The 21772-nt window shown below is 63.8% G+C and carries 17 protein-coding genes; 8 read left to right on the forward strand and 9 right to left on the reverse strand.

Translation table 11 applies throughout. The annotated features are described in order from the left end of the window. Window positions 1-138 precede the first annotated feature (138 nt). Window positions 139-633, forward strand: coding sequence for an Lrp/AsnC family transcriptional regulator (locus AC0C6X_RS20180; RefSeq protein ID WP_173519681.1), 495 nt, complete (start codon window positions 139-141; stop codon window positions 631-633). Window positions 634-821: 188 nt separating this feature from the next. Then, window positions 822-1271: a pyridoxamine 5'-phosphate oxidase family protein gene (locus AC0C6X_RS20185; RefSeq protein WP_173519680.1), complete on the forward strand. Its 450-nt coding sequence runs from the start codon at window positions 822-824 to the stop codon at window positions 1269-1271. A gap of 73 nt (window positions 1272-1344) precedes the next feature. Here AC0C6X_RS20185 and AC0C6X_RS20190 read toward each other — a convergent pair whose 3' ends face one another. The 7 genes from AC0C6X_RS20190 to AC0C6X_RS20220 form a co-directional block, all read right to left on the reverse strand. Continuing rightward, window positions 1345-2181: a universal stress protein gene (locus AC0C6X_RS20190; protein WP_173519679.1), complete on the reverse strand. Its 837-nt coding sequence runs from the start codon at window positions 2179-2181 to the stop codon at window positions 1345-1347. Between the two features lie 142 nt (window positions 2182-2323). Next, on the reverse strand, window positions 2324-3568 hold the full coding sequence (locus AC0C6X_RS20195) for a Gfo/Idh/MocA family protein (protein WP_173519678.1): 1245 nt from the start codon (window positions 3566-3568) through the stop codon (window positions 2324-2326). Window positions 3569-3655: 87 nt separating this feature from the next. Beyond that, window positions 3656-4672, reverse strand: a complete 1017-nt coding sequence (locus AC0C6X_RS20200; protein ID WP_173519677.1) for a LacI family DNA-binding transcriptional regulator — start codon at window positions 4670-4672, stop codon at window positions 3656-3658. Beyond that, the gene (locus AC0C6X_RS20205; RefSeq protein WP_173519676.1) at window positions 4669-5625 is read right to left on the reverse strand and encodes an ABC transporter permease; all 957 of its coding nucleotides are present in this window, start codon (window positions 5623-5625) and stop codon (window positions 4669-4671) included. Before AC0C6X_RS20205 ends, AC0C6X_RS20200 begins: the two co-directional genes overlap by 4 nt. After that, entirely contained in the window at window positions 5622-6614 is a 993-nt protein-coding gene (locus AC0C6X_RS20210; protein WP_173519675.1) for an ABC transporter permease, read from the reverse strand. Before AC0C6X_RS20210 ends, AC0C6X_RS20205 begins: the two co-directional genes overlap by 4 nt. Continuing rightward, complete coding sequence (locus AC0C6X_RS20215) at window positions 6614-8119, reverse strand: sugar ABC transporter ATP-binding protein (RefSeq protein ID WP_173519674.1); 1506 nt, start codon at window positions 8117-8119, stop codon at window positions 6614-6616. The genes AC0C6X_RS20210 and AC0C6X_RS20215 overlap by 1 nt, the downstream gene beginning before the upstream one ends. Before the next feature lie 162 nt (window positions 8120-8281). Further along, a complete protein-coding gene (locus tag AC0C6X_RS20220) occupies window positions 8282-9307 on the reverse strand; it encodes an ABC transporter substrate-binding protein (protein WP_247959154.1) in 1026 nt (341 codons plus the stop codon). Between the two features lie 426 nt (window positions 9308-9733). Here AC0C6X_RS20220 and AC0C6X_RS20225 point away from each other — a divergent pair, with 426 nt between their 5' ends. The 6 genes from AC0C6X_RS20225 (at window position 9734) to AC0C6X_RS20250 (ending at window position 15814) form a co-directional block, all read left to right on the forward strand. After that, entirely contained in the window at window positions 9734-10552 is an 819-nt protein-coding gene (locus tag AC0C6X_RS20225; RefSeq protein ID WP_173519672.1) for a DUF3100 domain-containing protein, read from the forward strand. Between the two features lie 15 nt (window positions 10553-10567). Further along, window positions 10568-11083 carry a hypothetical protein gene (locus AC0C6X_RS20230; RefSeq protein WP_472954797.1) on the forward strand — a complete coding sequence of 172 codons (516 nt, stop codon included), beginning with the start codon at window positions 10568-10570 and terminating at the stop codon, window positions 11081-11083. Window positions 11084-11152: 69 nt separating this feature from the next. Beyond that, window positions 11153-12310 carry a M20 aminoacylase family protein gene (locus AC0C6X_RS20235; RefSeq protein WP_173519670.1) on the forward strand — a complete coding sequence of 386 codons (1158 nt, stop codon included), beginning with the start codon at window positions 11153-11155 and terminating at the stop codon, window positions 12308-12310. A gap of 24 nt (window positions 12311-12334) precedes the next feature. Beyond that, the gene (locus tag AC0C6X_RS20240; RefSeq protein ID WP_247959155.1) at window positions 12335-13252 is read left to right on the forward strand and encodes a LysR family transcriptional regulator; all 918 of its coding nucleotides are present in this window, start codon (window positions 12335-12337) and stop codon (window positions 13250-13252) included. A gap of 118 nt (window positions 13253-13370) precedes the next feature. Beyond that, a complete protein-coding gene (locus AC0C6X_RS20245; RefSeq protein ID WP_247959156.1) occupies window positions 13371-14255 on the forward strand; it encodes an NAD(P)-dependent oxidoreductase in 885 nt (294 codons plus the stop codon). Window positions 14256-14272: 17 nt separating this feature from the next. After that, window positions 14273-15814 (forward strand): aldehyde dehydrogenase family protein, encoded by a 1542-nt coding sequence (locus AC0C6X_RS20250; RefSeq protein ID WP_376741704.1) that lies wholly within the window; start codon window positions 14273-14275, stop codon window positions 15812-15814. A gap of 74 nt (window positions 15815-15888) precedes the next feature. On the opposite strand, the gene AC0C6X_RS20255 is transcribed toward AC0C6X_RS20250, so the two are convergent. Next, on the reverse strand, window positions 15889-17790 hold the full coding sequence (locus tag AC0C6X_RS20255) for a methyl-accepting chemotaxis protein (RefSeq protein ID WP_247959157.1): 1902 nt from the start codon (window positions 17788-17790) through the stop codon (window positions 15889-15891). 291 nt (window positions 17791-18081) lie between these two features. Further along, window positions 18082-21702, reverse strand: a complete 3621-nt coding sequence (locus AC0C6X_RS20260; RefSeq protein WP_472954800.1) for a hydantoinase B/oxoprolinase family protein — start codon at window positions 21700-21702, stop codon at window positions 18082-18084. Between the last annotated feature and the right edge of the window lie 70 nt (window positions 21703-21772).

Genomic DNA, 21772 nt, shown 5'->3' on the forward strand with positions numbered 1-21772 from the left:
TGCGAAAATCTATTTCATTGCGAACGAGAAATGCGCTCTAAATGGCCAAAGCAAATGCAAGTTTGTAAAGTTGGACCGGCCAGAGGGCTGATGTCCCGCTCACGGCTCGCTGCGAACTCAGCAACCGACAGGCCCCGGATGACCTCCTCGAAAAAGCCCCAGATCGAACTCGACCGCTTCGATCTTGCGATCCTCGCCATCCTGCAGAAGGACAATTCGATACCCCAGCGCCAGATCGGCGAGGCGGTCAATCTGTCCGCTCCGGCCGTCCAGCGGCGGATCAAACGCATGGAGGAAACCGGCGTCATCCGCGCCAATGTCGCGCTGGTCGATCCCGCGAGCGTCAACCAGGCGCTGACGATCCTGGTGGAGGTGGAGGTCGAGAGTGAGCAGATCGCCCTGCTCGACGCGGCAAAGGCGGCGTTCACCGCCGCGCCCGAGGTGCAGCAATGCTACTATGTCACCGGCGACATCGATTTCATGCTCGTCGTGATCGTGCCGACAATGGCCGATTATGAAGCCTTCACGCGGCGGATGTTCTTCGGCAATCCGAACATCAAGCGCTTTCGCACTTTCGTGACGATGGACCCCGTCAAGGTCAGCCTGTCCGTGCCGATCGAAACGTCACGCTGAGCCACGCGGCGACTTCTCCGCGGGCACCTTTTCGCCGCTTCCGCATCGAGCGGCCGCCCGGCGCCGACCGCGCTTTACGAGAACGGCGACGCCCCTGAGGCTGAGCGAACTTGAGCGAGATCAATGCCTCGATATCCGATCGGCGGAGACTGACGGTTGAACATCTCTTTCAAAAAAGGAGAGACCACATGTTGATCAGAGAAATGACGCGGCAGGAATGTCTCGACCTTGTCGCTGAAAACCACATCGCCCGCCTGGGCTGTGCCCGAGATGGCCAGCCCTATGTCGTTCCCATCCAGTATGCCTTGGCCGCCAACCGGCTCTACAGCTTTTCCATGCCGGGGCAGAAGATCGACTGGATGCGCGACAATCCGCGTGTCTGCGTACAGATCGACACGACAGCGGACCGGCAGAATTGGCGAAGCGTCATCATCCACGGCCGCTTTCAGGAACTACCGGACACGAAGCAATGGCATCGCGAGCGCATGAACGCCTGGTCGTTGCTCGAACAGCGCGTCAACTGGTGGGAACCGGGCGGCCTGAAGCCCGGGAAACAGCCCGTTGCCGGTGCATCCCCGCATCTCTTCTTCGAAATCGAGATCGACGACGTAAGCGGACGAGCGGCCTCTGCCGGCTGATCGCCGCGGGCGCGCTGGCAAATGGCTGCGCGCCGCGCCCCGTCCCTGCCGGTCGGTGCCATAAGCATGGGGATCAATGCGCCATGAGCACGGGGATCACCGCGTTTTCGAGCATCGAGCGGGTGACCCCGCCAAAGACGCGCTCGCGCATTCTGGAATGTCCGTAGGCGCCCATGACGATCAGATCGGCCGCCACATCCGACGCAAACCGGTTGATCACGTCGTCAACCCTGTGTCCGCCGCTCGGCAGTCTCTCGACGGAGACGGAAACGCCGTGCCGGGCAAGGTAGCCGGCGATATCAGCGCCGGGTTCCTCGCCGTTCTTGCCATAGGCGGCACGAGGATCGACCATCGTAACGTAGACGGTCTCGGCTCCGGCCAACATTTCGAGCGCTTCACGCGCTGCGCGTGCAGCTTCCAGTCTGGAATTCCAGGCGAGCACCACGGTCCTCGGATCAAGCCGTGCGGGCTTGCCCTTGGGCATGATGAGGACCGGGCGAGCGGAACTGAACAACGTTCCATCGATGGTGCGTGAACGCAACTCCGGATCCAGCGTCAGGCCATCACCGACCAGCGTCAGGTCGGCGTAGCGGGCGCGCTCGCCGATCTCGTCATCGGCCCAGGCAGCCTCGGTGTATTTCGTCTCGACGCTGAACGAGATGCCTTCCTTGGTCAGAACATCGGTTGCTCTTGCCACGCAGGACTCGAGCTTGTCGACGTCGCGCTGCCGCTCGTTCAGCCAATCGACGGAGATGGCGGCGGCATAATCCCCGATCGGTGGAGATGCGGCGAGCTTGACGATCAACAGGGAGAGGTGGGCGTTTGCGGATGCACAGACTTGTGCTGCCGCACGCAGATGCTCTGCGGAATGATCGACGCCGACGACGGCGAGAATGGTCTTGTATGTCATCGCGTTTTCTCCTCGTGACCAGATCTTGGGTTTGGATCAGCGTAGTAGAACCCCGAGCGACGGCATTGATCCCCGTCAACAGAAATCGCGGACATGAGCGTATAATCCCGGCCACCATTTCCTGAGGCCGGAAATACAGCCATCAGGCGCTCCGGCGCGCGACGACCGGCACGTAATGCTCGAGTTCCGGCGCCGGAAAGTTGAGTGTCGCATTGATCTCCGCCGAGCGGTAGAGGCCCATCAGCATCTCGACGACGGCGAGTCCGTCCTCGAAGGTTTCGAGCGGCTTCCCTCCCTTGCGAAAGCACTCGACCATGTGGCGGTTCTCATCCGTATAGCCGTAGACGCCGGCTTCGTCCTCGAGCACCGGCATCAGACCCTGTTCGGCATTCTGCTTCTCGACGAGATCCTCGCCTTCGGAGCCCTTGACCTCGCGCGACATGAAGATCTTGAGGCCGGTGCTCAGCGAATTGTATTCAAGCGCATATTCCGGCCCGAGCAGTTCCAGCTGTATGCGCAGCCCGGCGCCGACATAGGCCCAGGAGGTGGTGGCCTCGATCATCAGCTCGTTGCCATCCTGGTCTTCGAGCGTCACCGTGGCACGGGCGAAATCCTCCGACGGCCGTTTGCGGTAGTCGACCTCGCTGCCGAAGCGCTTACGCAGCTGCTCGGCGTAGTTCGGTCGCGTCCATTTCAGGTTCGCGACCGTGCCGTTCACCGCCTTGATCTTCAGCGAATTGCGCGGTGCTCCGGGCGCCGTCAGCAGGTAGCGCGCCACCTCGACGCTGTGGCACATCATGTCCGAGAGCACGCCGCCGCCCTGCTTGTCGCCCTGCCAGAACCAGGGCTCGTGCGGACCGGAATGTTCCTCGGCCGCCCGCGCCAGATAGGGCCGACCCGTGGTGGAGGCGGCGCGCCGCCAGATGATCTCCTTGCCGCGCAGTACCGGCGTGCAGAACACCTGGTTTTCGAGGTAGCCATGGTTGAGGCCGGCATCCTCGGCAAGCGACAGCATCTCGCGCGCCTCGGCGACGGTGCGGGCGAGCGGCTTTTCGCAGGCAACGGCGAAGACCTTGCTGCGGCCCTCCTTGATTGCCTTGTGCAACGAACGCATCACGTCGAGGCGGGTGTAGTTGGGCGAAAGGATCCAGATCGCGTCGACGTCATCGGCCGTCAGCAGCACCTCCAGGCTTTCATGGGTGCGGCAGGTTCCGAGGCCGAGCGCGGCGACCTCCTTCGCAAACTTCTCCCGATTTTCCGGCTTGCGGCTGAAGACGCCGGTCACCTCGACGTTGCGCACGCCGATCATCGATTTCAGATGGAAATGGGCGATGAAACCCGACCCGACGAAACCCACGCGCAGCGTCTGTTTCGGTAGCTGTGTCATTCTTTTCTCCCGGGCTGTCTCTACGCAATTCCAGGAAAGTTGTGAAACGGGCTTCCGTCCGGAATTGCGTCATTTCAAAGAGTCAGATCATTTCCGCGGCGGCGCGGTACTGCCACGAATGTTGAGAGCGGTCGGCAGGACGATTGCCGGAGCGGCGACATCGTCGCCGGACATGATGTTGAGAAGCAGCGACATCGCGGTGCGGCCGATATCCGCGCGCGGCTGGCTGACCGTCGTCAGCGGCGGATAAAAGGCCTTGCTCAAGTAGAGGTCGTCGAAGCCGACGACGGACACATCGCCGGGCACGTCGCAGCCGAGACGGCGCAGCGCATGAATCGCGCCATAGGCCATCTCGTCGTTGGCGACAAAGATCGCCGTCGGCGGTTCCGGCAGATCGAAGAGCTCGGCCGCGCGCGCTTCGCCACTCTCCAGCAGGTAATCGCCACGGACTTCATAGCCATCAGGGATCGGCAGGCCGGCCGCCTGCATCGCCGCCCGGTAGCCATCGCGACGATGGGTCGCCATCACCTCCGGCAATGGCCCGGAGATGTGGGCGATGCGGCGGTGACCGAGCCCGATCAAATGTTCCACGGCGCTACGCGCCGCTGCGGCATTGTCGATCTGCACATGCGGAAAACCTGAGGTCTCGATCAGTTCCAGCGCGACCACGACGGGCAGATGTGAAAGACCGGCACTTTCGCCCGGTCGCGGCGCCGGCAGCTTGCCGGTCATCAAGATCATGCCGTCGGCATGGCCGTCGCGCAGCATGTTGAAATATTCAACCTCGCGATCCGGGTCGTTCTCGGTGTTGCCCATGAGAACGGCGTAGCCCGCCTCGCGCGCCGTCGCCTCAACACCCTTGAGGATCTCGAGATAGAAAGGGTTGCCGACGTCGCGGACGACGAGCAGCACCGACATCGACCGTCGGGTTCGCAAATTGCGGGCACTGACATTCGGCCGATAGTTGAGCTCGCGGGCAAGTTCGTGGATGCGTTTGCGCGTCTCGTCGGTCACCAGCGAAGAGCCGCTGAGCGCACGCGAAACGGTGGCGACCGAGACGCCGGCGCGCTCTGCGATGTCCTTGATCTTCGGCCGCTCGCTCATGCCCGCATCGCCCGCCCGCGGCCGTAGAACAGCATGAGAAACAACAGCGTCGCGCCGAACACCATCTGGCGGCCGGACTCGTCGATGTTGACCGTGGTCAGGATGCCCTGGAGGATGACGAGCAGCAACGCGCCCGCCATGGTGCCGGTGTAGCCGCCCTTGCCGCCGGCAAGCGAGGTGCCGCCGAAGACCACCGCTATGATCGAGGAAAGCATGTATTGCTCGCCGACATTGGCGAAAGAGGAGCCGGAATAACCGAGCAGGCAGAGCCCGGCGATCGCGGCAAACATGCCCGAGATCATGAAGAGGCCGATGCGCATGAGGCGGACCGGAACGCCGGCCATGTAGGCGGCATGTTCATTCGAGCCGATCGCATAGATGCGGTGGCCGAAGACGGTCCGGTTCAGCATGAGGGCCATGAACAGGCCGATGGCGATCCAGAGCCAGATGATGCCGGGAATGCCAAGCAGAAGCGGCTGGGTGACGAAGGCGGAGAGGCCGGGTGCCGCCCGACCTGAAGGAATGCCCTGGCGGATGACGACGAGCAGCCCCTGTAAAACGCCGAGCATGCCGAGCGTCATCACCAGCGGCGGGATGCGCAGAAGCGTGACGCCGAGGCCGTTCAGCAAGCCGAAAAAAGCACCCGCAGCAAGGCAGGCAAGCACTGCCGGCAGGATCCCGCCGTCGGCGCCATTCATGACGTTGCCGGCGATGATGGCGGAGAGCGAGACGACACCGCCTACGGAGAGATCGATGCCCTCGCGGCCGCCGAGGATGACGACGTTCTGGCCGGCCGCGACGATGCCGAGCAGCGAGGCGACGATCAGCAGGCGCAGGATCTGATCGGCCGAAGCGAAACCGGGAGACAGGCTTTCGCCGAGGACAAGCAGCACGACGATGAGGATGAGCGCTACGACCAACGGCTGTTTGAAAAAGGTGGTGATCGCTGTCATGCGTGTGCCCTCCGTCCGGCGAGCACACCTGCCATCAGCACCAGGAGGATGGCGAGGCCCTGGACGAAGTTCTGCCATTCCGACGGCGTGCCCATGAAGAAGACCAGCGAATTGACGAGGCCGATCGTCAGCGCACCCAGGATCGAGCCGACCACCGTTGTCCAGCCGCCGGCGAGCGCGCTGCCGCCAAGCACCACGGCGGCGACGCTGTAGAGCGTCATTTTGCCACCGACGAGCGGATCGCCGCTTGCGGTGTCGCCGGTCAGGCAGAATGCCGCGAGCGCCGAGAACAGCCCGCAGAGCAGGTAACCCTTGATGCGTACGGCAACGACGGGAAGCCCCGTCTGATAGGCCGCCTGCTGGTCGTCGCCGACTGCCAGGAGTTCGGTGACGATGCGCGTGCGCGACAGCAGAAAGAGCAGAACGGCGAGTGCCGTGAGCGCGTAGAACACGAAGGGGACGCCGAGAAGCCGCCCGCCATAGGTGCGCCAGAAGAGCGCCGGCGCCGGCGTGCCGGCGACCGGCATCACATAGAGCGCCAGACCGGTAAAGAAGATGCTGGTCGCAAAGGTCGCAACGATCGCCTGCAGCCGCAGCGCGGCAACGACGAGTCCGTTGACCAGGCCGCAGGCAAGCCCGATGAGGACGCCGAGCGCCAGCGCGAGCAGCACGGCGCCGGCGCCACCGCCCCAGCGCTCCATCAGCACGACGATGGCGACGTTGACCAGCGACAGCGTCGCGCCCGCGGAAAGATCGATGTCACCGGCGGAGACAACATAGGTCTGCGCAATCGCCAGCATGACCAGCGCCAGATAGGTGCTGAAAAGACCCGTCAGCGAGCGGAAGCTCAGGCTGTTTGGCGAAAAGATGCCGTTGAGCGCCAGAAGCGCGACAATGATGACGAGCGCCGGAAGGAAAGGGTAGCGCTCCAGCCAGGAGCGGAAGCCGCCTGCCCCGAAAGATCGAATGTCTGTCGTGGTCGATGTCATCACGCGGCCTCGTATGCAGCCTGGTAGAGATTGTAACGCGTGCGATCGTCGCCGGTCAGTTCGCGCGTCACCGAGCCGCCATTAAAGACAAGGATACGGTTGGCATTGCCGAGCAGCTCGGCATCCTCGGACGAATAGAGCAGAATACCAAGCCCCTCGGCCGCGAGCTGCCGGATCAGCGCGAAGAGATCGGCCTTTGCCGAAAGGTCGATGCCCTTGGTCGGATCGTCGAGCAGGAGCACGTCGGGCCGGTCGATCAGCCAGCGGGCGATGATCACCTTCTGCTGGTTGCCGCCGGAAAGCGAATTGATCGGATGGAAGAGGCTCGCAAATTTCGTGTGCATCGCCTCCAGCGCCGGCATTGCCTTGTTCCTGAGGCGAGAAGGCCGCGCGATCATCAGCCGGTCGCGAAGATAATGGATCGGGGTGACATTCTCGATGATCGGACGGCCGCGGATCACCCCGTCACGGCCGCGGTCACCCGAGACATAGGCGCAGCCGCGCCGGATGGCATCGCGCGGGCTTTTGGCGTCATAGCGCTCGCCGCCGATCGTCACCGCGCCCGACGTCACAGGGTTCGCGCCGAAAATCGCCCGCAGCAGCGCCGATTGACCCTGACCGTGCAGGCCGCCGAGGCCGAGGATCTCGCCGTGCGCGACCTCGAAGCTGACATCGCGAAAACCCTTACCTGAGAGATTCCGCACGGAGATTGCCGCCTTCGCCTGGGTTTCCACCACCGCTGGCGCGGCGGACCGCGCCGCCGGCATATCGCTGGCACCACCGACCATCAGCCGGATGACCGTTGCCGGGTCGATGTCGGAAAGCTTCAGTGTCTCGATGGTCTCGCCGTCGCGGATGATCGTCACGCGATCGCCGATCGCGGTGATTTCGTCCATGCGGTGCGAGATGAAAATGATGCCACGTCCTTGCGCCTTCAGGCCACGCAGGATTTCGAAGAAGCGATCGACCTGGGCGCGGTCAAGCGCCGAGGTCGGTTCGTCGAAGATCAGTATTGGCGCTTCGCTCGCGAGCGCCTTCATGATTTCGACCAGTTGCCGCTGGTCGGCCCGGAGATTGCCGACGAGCGCCTGCGCATGGAAGCCTTCGCCGGCAACCTGCGAGAACAGAGCGATGTAGCGCGCCGCCCGCGCCTTCAACGCCTGGCGGTCGATGAAGAGGCCGGCCTTCACCGGCAGCGCGGAGAGGCAGATGTTCTCCTCGACCGAACGACGGTTGGCCAGACTGAGCTCCTGATAGAAGACGCCGATGCCGGCAACGCGCGCGGCTTGCGGTCCGGAAATCGTCACCGGCTTGTCATTGATCAGGATCTGGCCGGCGTCAGGGCGAACGCTGCCGGCGATGATCTTGCAGAGCGTGCTCTTGCCGGAGCCGTTGGAGCCCATCAGCACATGCACTTCGCCGGCGGCGACCTCGAGGTCGCCGCGGCGTAGCGCCAGCGTTGCGCCGTAAGCCTTGCTCACGCCGTTCAATCTCAGTTTCGACATCGGCTGTCGTCCGTCATTTGGTTGCTTGCCGCATCGCCTTTCAGGCCGGCCTCGCGCGGGCTCAACTGCAGCTGATTTCATGCCCATCGCGGCCCTGCCCTCGGCAGTCGTCGGCGACGGTCGCCGGACAACTCCTATGAAGTTACCCGGCGGAACCAAGGCTTACTTGAACAGCGCCGTCGCGTCGTCGATCGAAAGCGCACTGGTGTAGGAGTAGTAACCGGGCTTGCCGTCGAGCTGCTTGGCGGCGTCTGCAAGGTTCTTGGAATCGATGAACGGGATCGGCAGATACATGGCGTTCTTGTACTGCCCCGCCGTTGCCGGTTCCTTCAACTCCTTGCCCTGCAGCATTAGCACCGCGACGTTGAGCGCGCTTGCCATCACACCCGGCGGGTTGACGGTCGCGCCGGAGTTCAGCTTGTCCTTCACCCAGAGATCGATGAAGTCCTTGCGGATTTCGCCGGTCGCGGCGATCTGACTGGTCTTGCCGGCATCCATGATCGACTTCCATGCACCGGCCGCCATGCCGTCCTGCACGACGACGCCGTTGATGTCAGGATAGGTCGCAAGGATGTTCTGCATGGCCTGCTGGCCCTGCGCCTGATCCCAGTTTGCATTGACCTCGTTGACGACCTGGATATCCGGATAGTCCTTGAAGATGCTCCTGTAGCCGGCGACGCGCATCTCGTTGGCCGGATGGCCGGCGACGCCGTTGATCGCAACCACCTTGCCCTTGCCGCCGAGCGTTTCGGCGAGCCACTTGGCACCGGCCGCACCCCAGGCCGTCTGGTCGATGCCGACATAAATCGCGTCCGGCGAGGAAACCTCGGCGTCCGTTGCGATCACCAGAATGCCGGCTTCCTTCGCCTGGGCAAAGATCGGATCGAAGGCCGTCGGGCTGTTGGGGTTGATGATGATGGCGTTAACGCCCTCCGCGATGAAGTTGCGCACATGCGCAATCTGCCCGGGCACGTCGACATTGGCGCTCTGGACGGAGACTTCGACGTCGACGCCCTTTTCCTTCCATTTCGCCGCGGCCTCCTTGGCCTCGTCGATCATCTGTGTACGCCATTCGCTGCCCACCCAACCGTTGGACAGGCCGATCTTGAAGGTCTCGGCATTGGCGAAAGAAGCGGAAATAGCAATGGTTGCGACAGCGCCAAGCGCTGCGGCGATAAATTTCTTCATAAGATCCTCCCAAATCTTGCGAATTCCATCAAGCCAGAAAATGTAATCGATTTCAATGGACTTTCACGGGCTTTTGTGAGGTGCGCCCCAACATTCCGGCAGCACCGGCGACAACCAGTGGAACGCATCGGAAGAACGGCCACGGGAGGTGCAATGCCCCTTGGCTCCCCCTTCCCGCTGTGCAACAGCAAAGACAGAGGCGGCGACGATTCGTCGTGACGCCAACTGGAATGAAATGCAGGATTTGAGCCATGACATAAAGGCGCTGCGGGGTGGATCCCGATTGCCGCCGGAGTGACGGCGCACCCGTTGCTCAAATCGCAACACTTCGTTGCTTGCGGGCCGACTAGCCGCAATTTGCCCTCACCCCCTACTGTGAAACCTGGGTAAAGAACAACAACTGGCTCCCAACCAGAGGAGAACATCATGACCGGGAAAACCGGAGCCGCCTCCGGCGCGCTCTATCTGCATCTCATTGTGCTGGCGATCGTCATCGTCTCCGAGCTGATCGGCATTCAACGCCTTCCGATCGGCATCGGCACCGTCATCTTCCTGCCGATTCTCTATGCCTTCGCGCTCGGCATCCTTTTCAATCCTGCCATTTTCAAGGCAAGCGCCAAGTTCCTGTCGCGCGATGCGGTCAAGCTTTCCGGAGCGATGATCACCGTTGCCATCATGCCGTTCATCGCCAAGTTCGGGACGACCGTCGGCCCGCAGATCTCGAAGATCATCGAGGCCGGCCCGGCGCTCGTGCTGCAGGAACTCGGCAATCTCGGCACGATCCTCATCGCCTTTCCGGTCGCCGTCTTTCTTCTCAGGATGGGTCGCGAAGCCGTCGGCGCGACCTATTCGATCGATCGCGAACCGAACCTCGCACTGATCGCCGACAAATACGGTCTCAACTCGCCGGAAGGCGCCGGCGCCATGGGCGTCTATGCCACCGGCACACTGATCGGCACCTTCGTATTCGCCATCATGCCGCCAATCGTCCACGGCCTCGGTGTCTTCGACGTGCGGGCGCTCGCCATGTCCTGCGGCGTCGGCTCCGGCTCGATGCTCGCCGCCTGCACCGGCGGGCTCGTCGCCGCTGTCCCTGACCAGAAGGACATCATCCTGGCGCTCGCCGCCGCCAGCAACATCCTGACCTATGCCACCGGCCTCTATGTCGGCATGTTCGTCGCGCTGCCCTTGACCGAGTGGCTCTACAACAAGGCTCGGCCGTCCGAGCGTCGCGCTCAAGCCTGATCGGGAGAGACAATCATGGCCAACCAGACCAACACCTCCGCCACCTACGCAGACGATCTCCCGCTTGCCGCCGAGGACGAGCGCAAGATCGACGTCATCGGCCATGCCGGCCTGCTTTTGATCGCCTGCGCCATCGGCCTCGTCGCCAACTGGGTCGGCACAGGCACCTCGCCGCTGACGGCGCTGCCGGGTATGGCAACGCTCTACGTCGCCTGCATTGTCGGCCTGGCGCTCGCCCGCTTCGTGCCCTTCTATCTGCCTGGAGTCGCCTGGGTGTCGCTGATCGCGATCCTCATCACCATCCCCGGCGTGCCGGGTGCTGCCTGGGTCAGCGAAAAGGTCGAACACCTCAACTTTCTTGCGCTGGCGACACCGGCGCTCGCCTATGGCGGCCTCGCCCTGACGGCGAGCGAGTTTGCGATCGCGCGCCGCTCGGGCTGGAAGATCGTCATCGTGGCGATCTGCGTGATGATCGGCACCTATATGGGTTCCGTCGTCGTCGCTGACCTGTTCCTGCGCCTTGGGCAGTAATCGAGACCATATTGATCGGCCGGACCACTTGGACCGGCCGGCCATTCCTCCATTCACAGGACGCATGCCATGAAACGCCACGACATCAGCCCCGAGCGCATCGAGGAAACGATCCGCTGGCGCCATCACCTGCATGCCTGTCCGGAGCTGGCCTTCGAGGAACGACAAACTGCGGCTTTCATCGCCGGCAAGCTCGCGGAATGGGGCATCCAGCTGAAGGACGGTTACGGCGGCACCGGACTCGTCGGCACATTGAAGCGTGGCGCCTCGAGCCGGGCCATCGCCATCCGCGCCGACATGGACGCACTGCCGATTGTCGAAGCGAGCGGCGTCGCCTATGCATCGCGAACTGCGGGAAAAATGCATGCCTGCGGCCATGACGGCCATGTGTCCATGCTGCTCGCGGCCGCCCGCCAGGCGAGCGAGATGGATTTTGACGGCACCGTGCACTTCATCTTCCAGCCGGCCGAGGAGGCCGAAGGCGGCGCGCGGGTCATGGTTGCCGACGGGCTCTTCCGTGACTTCCCCGCCGATGCCGTCTATGCGCTGCACAACTGGCCGGCGCTCGATGTCGGCTCGGTGGTCGCCCGCGACGATGCCATGATGGCCGCTTTCGGCGTCTTCGAGATCACGATTTCCGGCCGGGGCGCCCATGGCGCCATGCCGCATGAGGGCGCAGACCCGCTGGTCGCGGCCGCCCAGATCGTCACCGCATTGCAGACGATCGCCAGCCGCAATGTCTCGCCGCTCGAAGCGGCCGTCATCTCGGTGACGCAGATCCACGGCGGCGACGCCTGGAACGTGATCCCGGAGAAGGCGGTGATCCGCGGCACGACACGCTGGTTCGACAGGTCGGTCGGCGATACGCTGGAAAACCGCATGCGCTCGCTCGTCACGGCGCTCGCCGAGGGGCTCGGCTGCAACGCTGAGCTCGACTATCAGCGACGCTACCCAGCAACGATCAACGACGCCGCGGCTGCGGCCCTGGTGCGCTCCGTCGCAGCCAAGGACCCTGCGCTGACCGTCGTCGACGCGCCGCCGAGTATGGCGGCCGAGGACTTTGCCTTCATGCTCGACGAGCGCCCCGGCTGCTACCTGTGGCTCGGCGCCCGGCGCGAGGGCGCAAACCCGGGGCTGCATTCGCCGCACTATGATTTCAACGACGCGATTATCGGCCAGGGCGTCAATCTCTGGACGCGCCTGATCGCGACATCGCTTGGCCGTTGACCCCAAGGGGATTCCGTCGCATCCATGACCGCCATGGACGTACTCGACGCGAAGGCGCTCAGGATATTTATGGCGGTTGCGCGCATCGGCTCGATCCGGGGCGCAGCGGAGCATATGGGGCTTGCTCCGTCCGTCGTCAGTCGGCAGATCGCCGATACCGAGCGTGACATCGGCCTATCCCTCTTCGAGCGGACGGCCAGAGGCACGGTGCTCACCGATGCCGGCGAGCTGGTTCTCGAACATGGCAAGCGGGTGCTCGAGGACAACGGGCTGCTCGCCGAACAGCTCGATCAGATCCGCGGCGTGCAGCAGACCCGCATCCGCATTCGCTGCGGCGAAGGCTTCATGGCCGATCTGGTCGAAAACGGGCTTTCGTCGTTCGCGAAGGCGCATTCCTACGTGCGCTATATCGTCGAGCTCGGCAGCACCGAAGATGTCGTCGATGCCATCGCCAACAGCGACGCCGATATCGGCATCGCCTACACCCCCTTCACCGACCCGCGCATCCGGGCGCTGGCGATCGCCCGCCAACCGCTCTGCGTGATCGTGCCAACCGGCCACCCTTTGTCGGAGCGCAGCGACCTGAAACTCGCGGATTGCCTTACTTCGCCTTGCGCCCTGCTCGGCAAGGGCAACGGCGTGACGCAATTGGTGGCGCGGGTGGCGGCCGATGCTGGACTGGCGCTCGCCCCATTGCTCGAAACCCATTCTATCGAAGTGCTGCGCCGCTTCGTCGCCGCCGGACTCGGCGTCACCTTCTTGCCGCGTACGGCCGTTGCCAGCGAAATGGCGCGCGGCGCCATGCAGGCTCTCGACCTTGCCGACCCGCTGCTTCGCGAAGCAAGCGCTCATCTGATGGTGCGCGCGCACCGACGCCTGCCCCTGTCGGTCGAAAAGCTCGCGCAGCACCTCGCACGCGAGATGCAGTCCTTCCGCGACTGACCCGCCCCGCCCGTTGCCACGCCAGCAACACATTGTACCGGGCGCGCCGTCTACCCGCTCACCAGCCCGCATGCCACCTTCCCCGGATCATCAAAACCATATGAGGGTGCAGCGAACTATGACGGCGGAACGGACAAGTGTTGGCGTGGTGGGATTGGGCGCCATGGGGCTTGGCATGGCGACGGCGCTTGCCGCCAAGGGCTTCGCGGTCAAGGGATTCGACCTTTCAAAAGCACGGCGCGCCCTCGCGGTCGACGGTGGCGTCTCCCCCGTCGCCTCGCTCGACGAGGTCTTCGTCGATACCGACTTCATCGTCTTCTCACTGCCGACCGCCAAGGATGTCGCAGCGGTGGTGGAAGCCAATCTCGACGCGCTGAAGTCCGCGGGCCGACGCGTCGTCATCATCGACACCTCGACATCCGAACCGGACGTCTCACGCGATCTCGCAGCGGCCCTCGCCGACATCGGCCACGGCTTCATCGATGCACCTGTCTCCGGCGGACCGGCCGGTGCCGCAAGCGGCAAGCTGACGATAATGATCGGCGGCAGCGATGCGGATATTGCGGTTGCCGGCCCTGTGATCGATGCCATGTCGGCAAAAGCATTGCATGTGGGTGCGAGCGGTGCCGGCAACGTCGCCAAGCTTGTCAACAACCTGCTTGCCGCCGCCCATATGGTGACGACAGGCGAGGGCCTGAAGCTGGCGCTCGCCGCCGGACTCGATCCGGAAGCGGCATTGAATGTGCTGAACGCGGCTTCTGGAAAGTCGATGATAAGTGAGGTGCATTTTCCCACATGGGTGATGAACGGCCGCTTCGACAGCGGTTTCACCATGGGCCTGATGCGCAAGGATGTGCGGCTTGCGAGCGAACTTGCCGCGCGCACCGGCACCGACCTGCCGCTCTCGGGCGCCGTCGCGAAGCTCTGGGCCGAAAGCCCGCTCGACAATGCCGAGGACTTTACCCGCATGGGCACCTTCCGCCCCGTGGCCAACGACAACTGAGACAAAAGGGAACGATGATGAACGACATGACCATGCCCGCCAAGGCCGAACGCATCCGCGCCCTCTTCCACGGCTTTTTATCCGGCAGCGAGATCGGCAGCTATGTCGATGGCGCGCTGGTATCCGGCTCCGGCGACGAACAGAAGCTGACGGATCCGGCGACCGGCGAAATCTTCGCGACCTTCAAAGACGCCGGCACGGACGTCGTCGACGCCGCAATGCAGGCTGCGGCGCGCGCCCAGCGCGAATGGATTACCATGACCGCCTCGGCCCGTGGCCGGGTGATGAACGAAATCGCCCGCAAGATCCGCGAGCGCGCCGGCGAGATTGCTGAACTGGAAAGCCGCTCCGCCGGCCGGCCGATCCGCGATATCCGCGGCGAGGCGGTGCGGGTCGCCGAGATGTTTGAATATTACGCCGGCTGGTGCGACAAGCTGCACGGCGAGGTTATACCCGTGCCGACCTCGCACTTGAACTATACCCGCAACGAGCCCGTCGGCATTGTCGCGCAGATCACCCCCTGGAACGCGCCGCTCTTTACCGGCGGCTGGCAGATTGCCCCGGCGATCTGCGCCGGCAATGGCGTTGTCATCAAGCCTTCGGAATTGACGCCGCTCAGCACGCTGGTGCTCGGCGCGCTCTGCGAGGCAGGCGGCGCGCCGCGCGGCCTCGTCAACGTCATCGCCGGAAAGGGCGTGACGGCGGGTCAGGCGATGGTCGCGCATCCAAAGACGGCACTCGTCGTCTTCGTCGGCTCCGCGCTTGCAGGCTCGGCGATCGCGGCGGCGGCGGCAAAGAACGTCGTGCCCTGCATCCTCGAACTCGGCGGCAAGTCCGGCAACATCGTCTTTGCCGATGCCGATATCGACCGCGCCATCGTCGGCGCACAATCGGCAATCTTCTCCGGCGCCGGCCAGAGCTGTGTTGCCGGCTCACGTCTGCTCGTGCATCGCTCCGTGCACCAGCAATTCGTCGACCGCTACGTCCAGGCCGCCGAACGCATCCCGGTCGGCGATCCCTTTGCGGACACCACACAGATCGGCCCGATCAACAACGCCCGCCAATGGGCGAAGATCGAGGAAATGGTCCGCCAGGGTGTGGCCGAAGGGGCCAGCCTTGCAACCGGCGGCGCCAAGCCGGCTGCACTTCAATCCTCCGGCGGCTTCTATTTCGCGCCCACCATCCTCGACAACGTCAAGCCCGATATGACGATCGCCCGCGAGGAGGTCTTCGGTCCAGTCGTCGGCGTCTCGGTCTTCGATGACGAGGAGGAGGCGATCGCGCTTGCCAATGACAACCCCTATGGCCTTGCAGGCGCTGTCTGGACTGGCGATGTCGGACGCGCTCATCGGGTCGCATCCAAGGTGCGGGCCGGAACCTTCTGGATCAACGGCTATAAGACGATCAGTGTGATGTCGCCCTTCGGCGGCTTCGGCCGCTCCGGCTATGGCCGCTCCTCCGGGCGCGATGCGCTGATGGCCTATACTCAGACAAAGAGCGTCTGGGTCGAGACCGCCGAGAACCCGGCCGTCGTCTTCGGCTATTCACCGGAAGCCTGATCGATATCGACCTGCTGAAAACGATAACGGGCCGGCAATGGCCGGCCCGTTCGCATTCTTATCCCGACCCTCGATCAGGCAGCACGGCTCCAGCTCTCGCGGCCCGTCTGCGCTTCGAGCTTGAACTTCGCCAGCATGGCGCGAAGCTGCCGGCTTTCCTCGGCCAGCGTGCCGCTGGCCGCTGTCGTTTCCTCGACCATCGCCGCATTCTGCTGGGTCATCTGATCCATATGATTGACCGAGGTGTTGATCTCCTGCAGCGCGGTCGCCTGTTCGCGGGCGGCGGTCGCGATCGTGTTGACGTGGCCGCTGACATTGTTGACCAGCGTCTCGATTTCGAGCAGCGCCTCACCGGTGGAACGCACCAGCGTGACGCCGTTTTCGACCTCCGACGCCGAGCTGTGGATCAGCGTCTTGATCTCCTTGGCGGCGTTGGCCGAGCGCTGGGCCAGTTCCCGGACCTCTTGGGCGACGACCGCAAAGCCACGACCGGCCTCGCCGGCGCGCGCCGCCTCGACGCCGGCGTTCAGCGCCAGAAGGTTGGTCTGGAAGGCGATCTCGTCGATCACCGAGATGATCTGGTTGATGCGGTTGGAGGAATCCTCGATCCGGCCCATGGCATCGACTGCGCTGCGCACGATCGCTCCGGACCGGCCCGCACTTTCCTTGGTAGCACGCACCATCTCGTGCGCCTCGTTCGCCCGCTCGGACGCGGTACGCACGGTCGAGGTGATCTCGTCGAGCGCCGCGGCGGTCTCTTCGAGTGCTGCCGCCTGCTGCTCCGTGCGCTTCGACAGATCATTGGCGGCGGTGCTTAGCTCGGCTGAGTTATCGTTGATGGTGCTTGCGGCCGTGCGCACGTTCTGCATGGTCGAGCGCAAGGTCACCATCGTCTGGTTGACGTTCTTCTGCAGTTCGGCAAACGCGCCGTGAAACTCGCCGCGCATGTTCTGCGTCAGGTCGGCGTCAGCGAGTGCGGCGATGACGCGACGGACTTCATTGACCGTCTGGTCGACGCTTGAGACCAGCTCGTTGACGCTCGCCGCAAAGCGGTTGAGGTCGTCGTTTTCATAATCCTTGTTGATGCGGCCGGTGAAATCGCCGGCAACGGCCGAGGCGACGACGACGCTGATGTTCGATTGCAGGTCGCTGCTGCGGGCATGGAGTGCGGCTTCCTGCGCCTTCATTGCGCGCATGGCGATACCGTTCTTGCGGAAGACTTCGACGGCGCGGGCCATTTCGCCGATCTCGTCCTGGCGCGAGACATCCGTGCTGTTGCCGTCGAGCTTGCCGTCGGCAAGTTCGCTCATGGTCGCGGTAAGTTCGCGCACCGGCATGACGATGCCGCGGCGGGCAACGACGAGGCTGACGCCGACGCCGAAGAGAACGCAGGCCGCAGCGGCGGCAGCAAGAATGCTCATCGCGACGGACGATGAGTTGAGCGCCTCGGCGCGGGCAGCGGCCAGTTCATCACCGGAGTAGGTGCTGTAGGACTTGACTGTCGCCGTCACTGTCTTCTGCGCTTCGAGCGCCTTGTCGAGTGCAGCCTTGACGGCCGCCTCGTCTGTGCCCTTCTCGGCGGCAACGGCGACCATCGCCCGGATCTCGTCGAAATAGCCGTTGAGGGTCATGCGGACATCGTTGAGCAGCTTGTCTTCGGCGTCGTCCGCGACCGCCTCGATCTTCGTCAGACGACCGAGCATTTCCTCGGCGCGCTTCTCGGTTTCCTGGCCGAAATCGGCAGCTTTTTCGGGGGTTGCGGCGAGCTGGTAGGTCATGCGGCTAATGGCGATGATGTCGACGCGCAGGTCCATCGCCTCGCGCGCCGCCTCTTCGCGCGCGCCGACATCGATGATCGTCGCGCCGAGGGAGGAAAGACCGCGCGCACCGGCAAGCGCGATCAGAATGGAAGATATGCCCATGACCACGACCACAAGGCCGACCTTGGTCAATATCGAGAGGTTCTTGAAGGTCACTGCCGTGACTCCTGTGATGTCGCGATCGCGTTGTTGGGAGGACATGGTCAGCCATACCGGCGGGAGGAGGACCGGCTGTTTGCTGCGCCCGAAAGGGAGGAACTGGGGGCGCGCACTGACCAATAAGTACTTAGTAATTTCGAATTTAAATTAGGGTTAAGGAAGCGACCGTGGCTTTTCGCAGGCGCAGCAAAACTGGCAGTGGGCCGGAACCAAACAAAAGCGGGCGGACGATTTCTCCTCCGCCCGCAGACCGCCGCAGCAGTCTTGGGAGATCGTTATTCTCGATACTTACGGCCGGCCGTAGCCACCGCCGGTCGGCGTCACCACGGTGAAGGCTTCGCCGGCCTCGAGAATCGTGTGGGCGCAACCGGGCAATTCCTCCGTCCGGCCGTCATTGCGGCGCACGAGGTTGCGGCCAAGCTCGCCCGGGCCGCCGCCCTTGATGCCGAAGGGCGCTATGCGGCGATGGCCGGAGAGGATGGCGAAATCCAGCGTCTCGCGGGCGCGGATCGTGCGCTTCGTGCCATTGCCGGCATTCCATTGGCCCCGGCCGCCCGAACCGACGCGAATGTGGAAGTCTTCGAGCACGACCGGGAAGCGGGATTCGAGGATTTCCGGATCGGTGAGGCGCGAGTTGGTCATGTGGGTATGGACCGCGTCGGCGCCGTTATAGCCGGGACCGGCCGGCGCGCCCGAGCAGATGGTCTCGTAATACTGGTAGTTCTGGTTGCCGAAGGTGAGGTTGTTCATCGTGCCCTGGGCGGCCGCCTGGCTCTGGACCGCACCGAACAGGCAGTTGGTGACCGCCTGGCTGACCTCGACGTTACCGGCGACGACGGCGGCCGGATAGCGCGGCGTCAGCATCGTGCCCTCGGGGATGACTATGTGGATCGGACGCAGGCAGCCTGCATTCATCGGGATATCGGCCTCGACGAGCACGCGGAAGACATAGAGCACCGCCGCGCGGGTTACCGGCGCCGGCGCGTTGAAATTGTCACCGCGCTGCTCGGACGTGCCGGTGAAATCGACCGTTGCCTCGCGCTTGTCGCGGTCGACGGTGATCCTGACCACGATGCTGCAGCCCTGGTCCATCTCGTAGGAGAATTCGCCATCCGGCAACTGGTCGAGCACACGGCGCACGCTCTCGGCGGCATTGTCCTGGACGTGGCCCATGTAGGCCTCGACCACGTCTTCACCGAACTGGGCGATCATCTTCTTGAGTTCGGCGACGCCTTTCTCATTGGCCGCCACCTGCGCCTTCAGATCGTTGACGTTCTGCACGATGTTGCGCACCGGGTAGCGCGCGCCACTGAGAAGCGCTTCGAGCTCCGCCTCACAGAAGCGACCGGCATCGATGAGCTTGAAGTTGTCGATATAGACGCCCTCCTCCTCGATGTTGGTGGCAAGCGGCGACATCGAGCCCGGTGAGATGCCGCCGATGTCGGCATGATGGCCGCGGCTTGCGACCCAGAAACGGATCTCCTTGCCGGCGTCGTCGAAGACGGGCGTGCAGACGGTGAGGTCAGGCAGATGCGTGCCACCGTTATAGGGTGCGTTGATGAGGAACACGTCGCCTGGCCGGATCACCGGGTTCTCGCGGATCGCGGTCGCGACCGACGCATCCATGGAGCCGAGATGCACCGGCATATGCGGCGCGTTGGCGACGAGGTTGCCCCGGTTGTCGAAGACGGCGCAGGAGAAATCGAGCCGCTCCTTGATGTTCACGGAATAGGCGGTGTTCTGCAACGTCACGCCCATCTGCTCGGCGATCGACATGAAGAGGTTGTTGAAGATCTCCAGCATGACCGGATCGGCATGCGTGCCGATCGCACTCTGCTGCTTGAGAGCCTTCACGCGGGTGAGCACGATATGGTCCTTGGCCGTCAGTTCCGCCTGCCAGCCATCCTCCACGACGATGGTCTGGTTCGGCTCGATGATGATCGCCGGACCATCGAGCCGCTGGCCGGGCGCGATCTCCGCGCGCAGGAGGATCGGCGCATCGTGGAACTGGCCCTGCGAATAGAAGCGCGTGCGCCGCGCGATAGCCGGCGTTCCCTCGGTGACCGTGCCGCCTTCGCGCTCCATCTGGGCGGCGCCGCCGCCAACCGTCTCGACTTCGACGGCATCGATGACCAGCGCCTTGTTCCCAGCGACGAAGCCGAAGCGGCGCTTGTGCAGGATCTCGAACTCGGCGCGTAGACGGACGATGTCGTCATGATCAGGGAATGTCGCCTCGACGGCGAGCACCGTATCGGTGCCAGCGTAGCGGATATGGGCGCGCAAGTGTGTACGGATCGCGTCGCGGGGAATACCTTGCGCTTCGAGTTCGCCGAGGCATTCGACTTCCAGTTCGACACCAAGGGCGCCAAGCGCCGCCGGCGCCTCGTCATCGAGCGGGACGCCGAGCGCCTTCTGGCGCGTGGCGCGGATATCCGCAAGCCCCATGCCATAGGCCGAAAGCAGGCCGGACATCGGGTGTACGAGAATGCTCTTCATGCCGAGCTGATCGGCGACAAGGCAGGCATGCTGCCCGCCGGCGCCACCGAAGCAGCTCAGCGCATAGCGCGTCACGTCATAGCCGCGCTGTACGGAAATCTTCTTGATCGCCTCGACCATATTGGCAACCGCGATGCGGATGAAACCATCGGCTACATCCTCCGGGCTGCGACCATCGCCGATCTCGACCGCCATCGCCGCGAAACGGTCGCGCACGGTCTCGACGTCAAGGCGTTCGTCCTGGTTCGGGCCGAAAAGCGCCGGGAAAAACTCCGGCAGCAGCTTGCCGAGCATGACATTTGCATCGGTGACCGCGAGCGGGCCGCCGTTGCGGTAGCAGGCAGGACCGGGATTGGCACCGGCTGAATCGGGACCGACGCGGAAACGCTCGCCGTCGAAATGCAGGATCGAGCCGCCGCCGGCCGCCACCGTGTGGATCAGCATCATCGGCGCACGCACCCGCACACCGGCCACTTCGGTCTCAAACGCGCGCTCATATTCACCGTCGAAATGGGCGACGTCGGTCGAGGTCCCGCCCATATCGAAGCCGATGACACGATCGAAGCCTGCGGCTTCACCGGTCTTGGCAAGGCCGACCACGCCGCCCGCCGGGCCGGAGAGGATCGCATCCTTGCCCTGGAACATATCGGCCGCGGTCAGGCCGCCGGACGACATCATGAACATGACGCGCGCGCCGGTGCGCGCGACGTCGAGTTCGCTCGAAACCTGGGCGACGTACCGGCGAAGAACCGGAGAGAGATAGGCGTCGATCACAGTGGTGTCGCCGCGCCCGACATATTTGATCAGCGGCGAGACTTCGTGGCTGACGGAGACCTGTTCGAAGCCAAGCTCGCGCGCAAGCCGGGCGACGATCGCCTCATGCTCGGGATATTTGTAGGCATGCATGAAGACGATGGCGACGGCTTTGTAGCCCTTGCCCTTGAGGTCTTCGAGTGCCGCGCGCGCCTTTGCTTCATCGAGAGGCTGCTCGACAACGCCGTCGGCCAGCACGCGTTCGTCGAGCTCGACGATGTCCTGATAGAGCGCTTCCGGCTTGATGATTTCGGTCGCGAAGATCTTCTTGCGCTCCTGATAACCGATCTTCAGCGCATCGCGGAAACCCTTGGTGGTCACCAGCGCCAGCGGTTCGCCCTTGCGCTCGAGCAGCGCGTTGGTGGCGACCGTCGTTCCCATGCGCACTTCGCCGATGAGGCCGGTCGGGATCGCAGCGCCTGTCGCAAGGCCGAGATGCAGGCGAATGCCCTGAACGGCGGCGTCGCGATAGGCTTCCGGATTCTCCGAAAGCACCTTGCGCGCATGCAGCACCCCTTCAGGATCGCGACCGATGACATCGGTGAAGGTGCCGCCGCGGTCGATCCAGAAGTCCCAACTGCCGGTTTCGCGTGCGCTCATTGTCCATCCCTCTCGTTCGCGAGCCGCATTTTATCATTGCGCAAGCCCGGAAATTCATCAAAGCAGTTCG

The organism is Ensifer sp. VA4 (assembly GCF_055710065.1).

Coding starts and splice junctions, on each gene's coding strand:
- AC0C6X_RS20230 (WP_472954797.1), top strand. CDS start 10,568: ATGGCCAACCAGACCAACACCTCCGCCACCTACGCAGACGATCTCCCG.
- AC0C6X_RS20195 (WP_173519678.1), bottom strand. CDS start 3,568: ATGACACAGCTACCGAAACAGACGCTGCGCGTGGGTTTCGTCGGGTCG.
- AC0C6X_RS20250 (WP_376741704.1), top strand. CDS start 14,273: ATGAACGACATGACCATGCCCGCCAAGGCCGAACGCATCCGCGCCCTC.
- AC0C6X_RS20220 (WP_247959154.1), bottom strand. CDS start 9,307: ATGAAGAAATTTATCGCCGCAGCGCTTGGCGCTGTCGCAACCATTGCT.
- AC0C6X_RS20185 (WP_173519680.1), top strand. CDS start 822: ATGTTGATCAGAGAAATGACGCGGCAGGAATGTCTCGACCTTGTCGCT.
- AC0C6X_RS20210 (WP_173519675.1), bottom strand. CDS start 6,614: ATGACATCGACCACGACAGACATTCGATCTTTCGGGGCAGGCGGCTTC.
- AC0C6X_RS20235 (WP_173519670.1), top strand. CDS start 11,153: ATGAAACGCCACGACATCAGCCCCGAGCGCATCGAGGAAACGATCCGC.
- AC0C6X_RS20240 (WP_247959155.1), top strand. CDS start 12,335: ATGACCGCCATGGACGTACTCGACGCGAAGGCGCTCAGGATATTTATG.
- AC0C6X_RS20180 (WP_173519681.1), top strand. CDS start 139: ATGACCTCCTCGAAAAAGCCCCAGATCGAACTCGACCGCTTCGATCTT.
- AC0C6X_RS20245 (WP_247959156.1), top strand. CDS start 13,371: ATGACGGCGGAACGGACAAGTGTTGGCGTGGTGGGATTGGGCGCCATG.
- AC0C6X_RS20205 (WP_173519676.1), bottom strand. CDS start 5,625: ATGACAGCGATCACCACCTTTTTCAAACAGCCGTTGGTCGTAGCGCTC.
- AC0C6X_RS20260 (WP_472954800.1), bottom strand. CDS start 21,702: ATGAGCGCACGCGAAACCGGCAGTTGGGACTTCTGGATCGACCGCGGC.
- AC0C6X_RS20225 (WP_173519672.1), top strand. CDS start 9,734: ATGACCGGGAAAACCGGAGCCGCCTCCGGCGCGCTCTATCTGCATCTC.
- AC0C6X_RS20190 (WP_173519679.1), bottom strand. CDS start 2,181: ATGACATACAAGACCATTCTCGCCGTCGTCGGCGTCGATCATTCCGCA.
- AC0C6X_RS20215 (WP_173519674.1), bottom strand. CDS start 8,119: ATGTCGAAACTGAGATTGAACGGCGTGAGCAAGGCTTACGGCGCAACG.
- AC0C6X_RS20200 (WP_173519677.1), bottom strand. CDS start 4,672: ATGAGCGAGCGGCCGAAGATCAAGGACATCGCAGAGCGCGCCGGCGTC.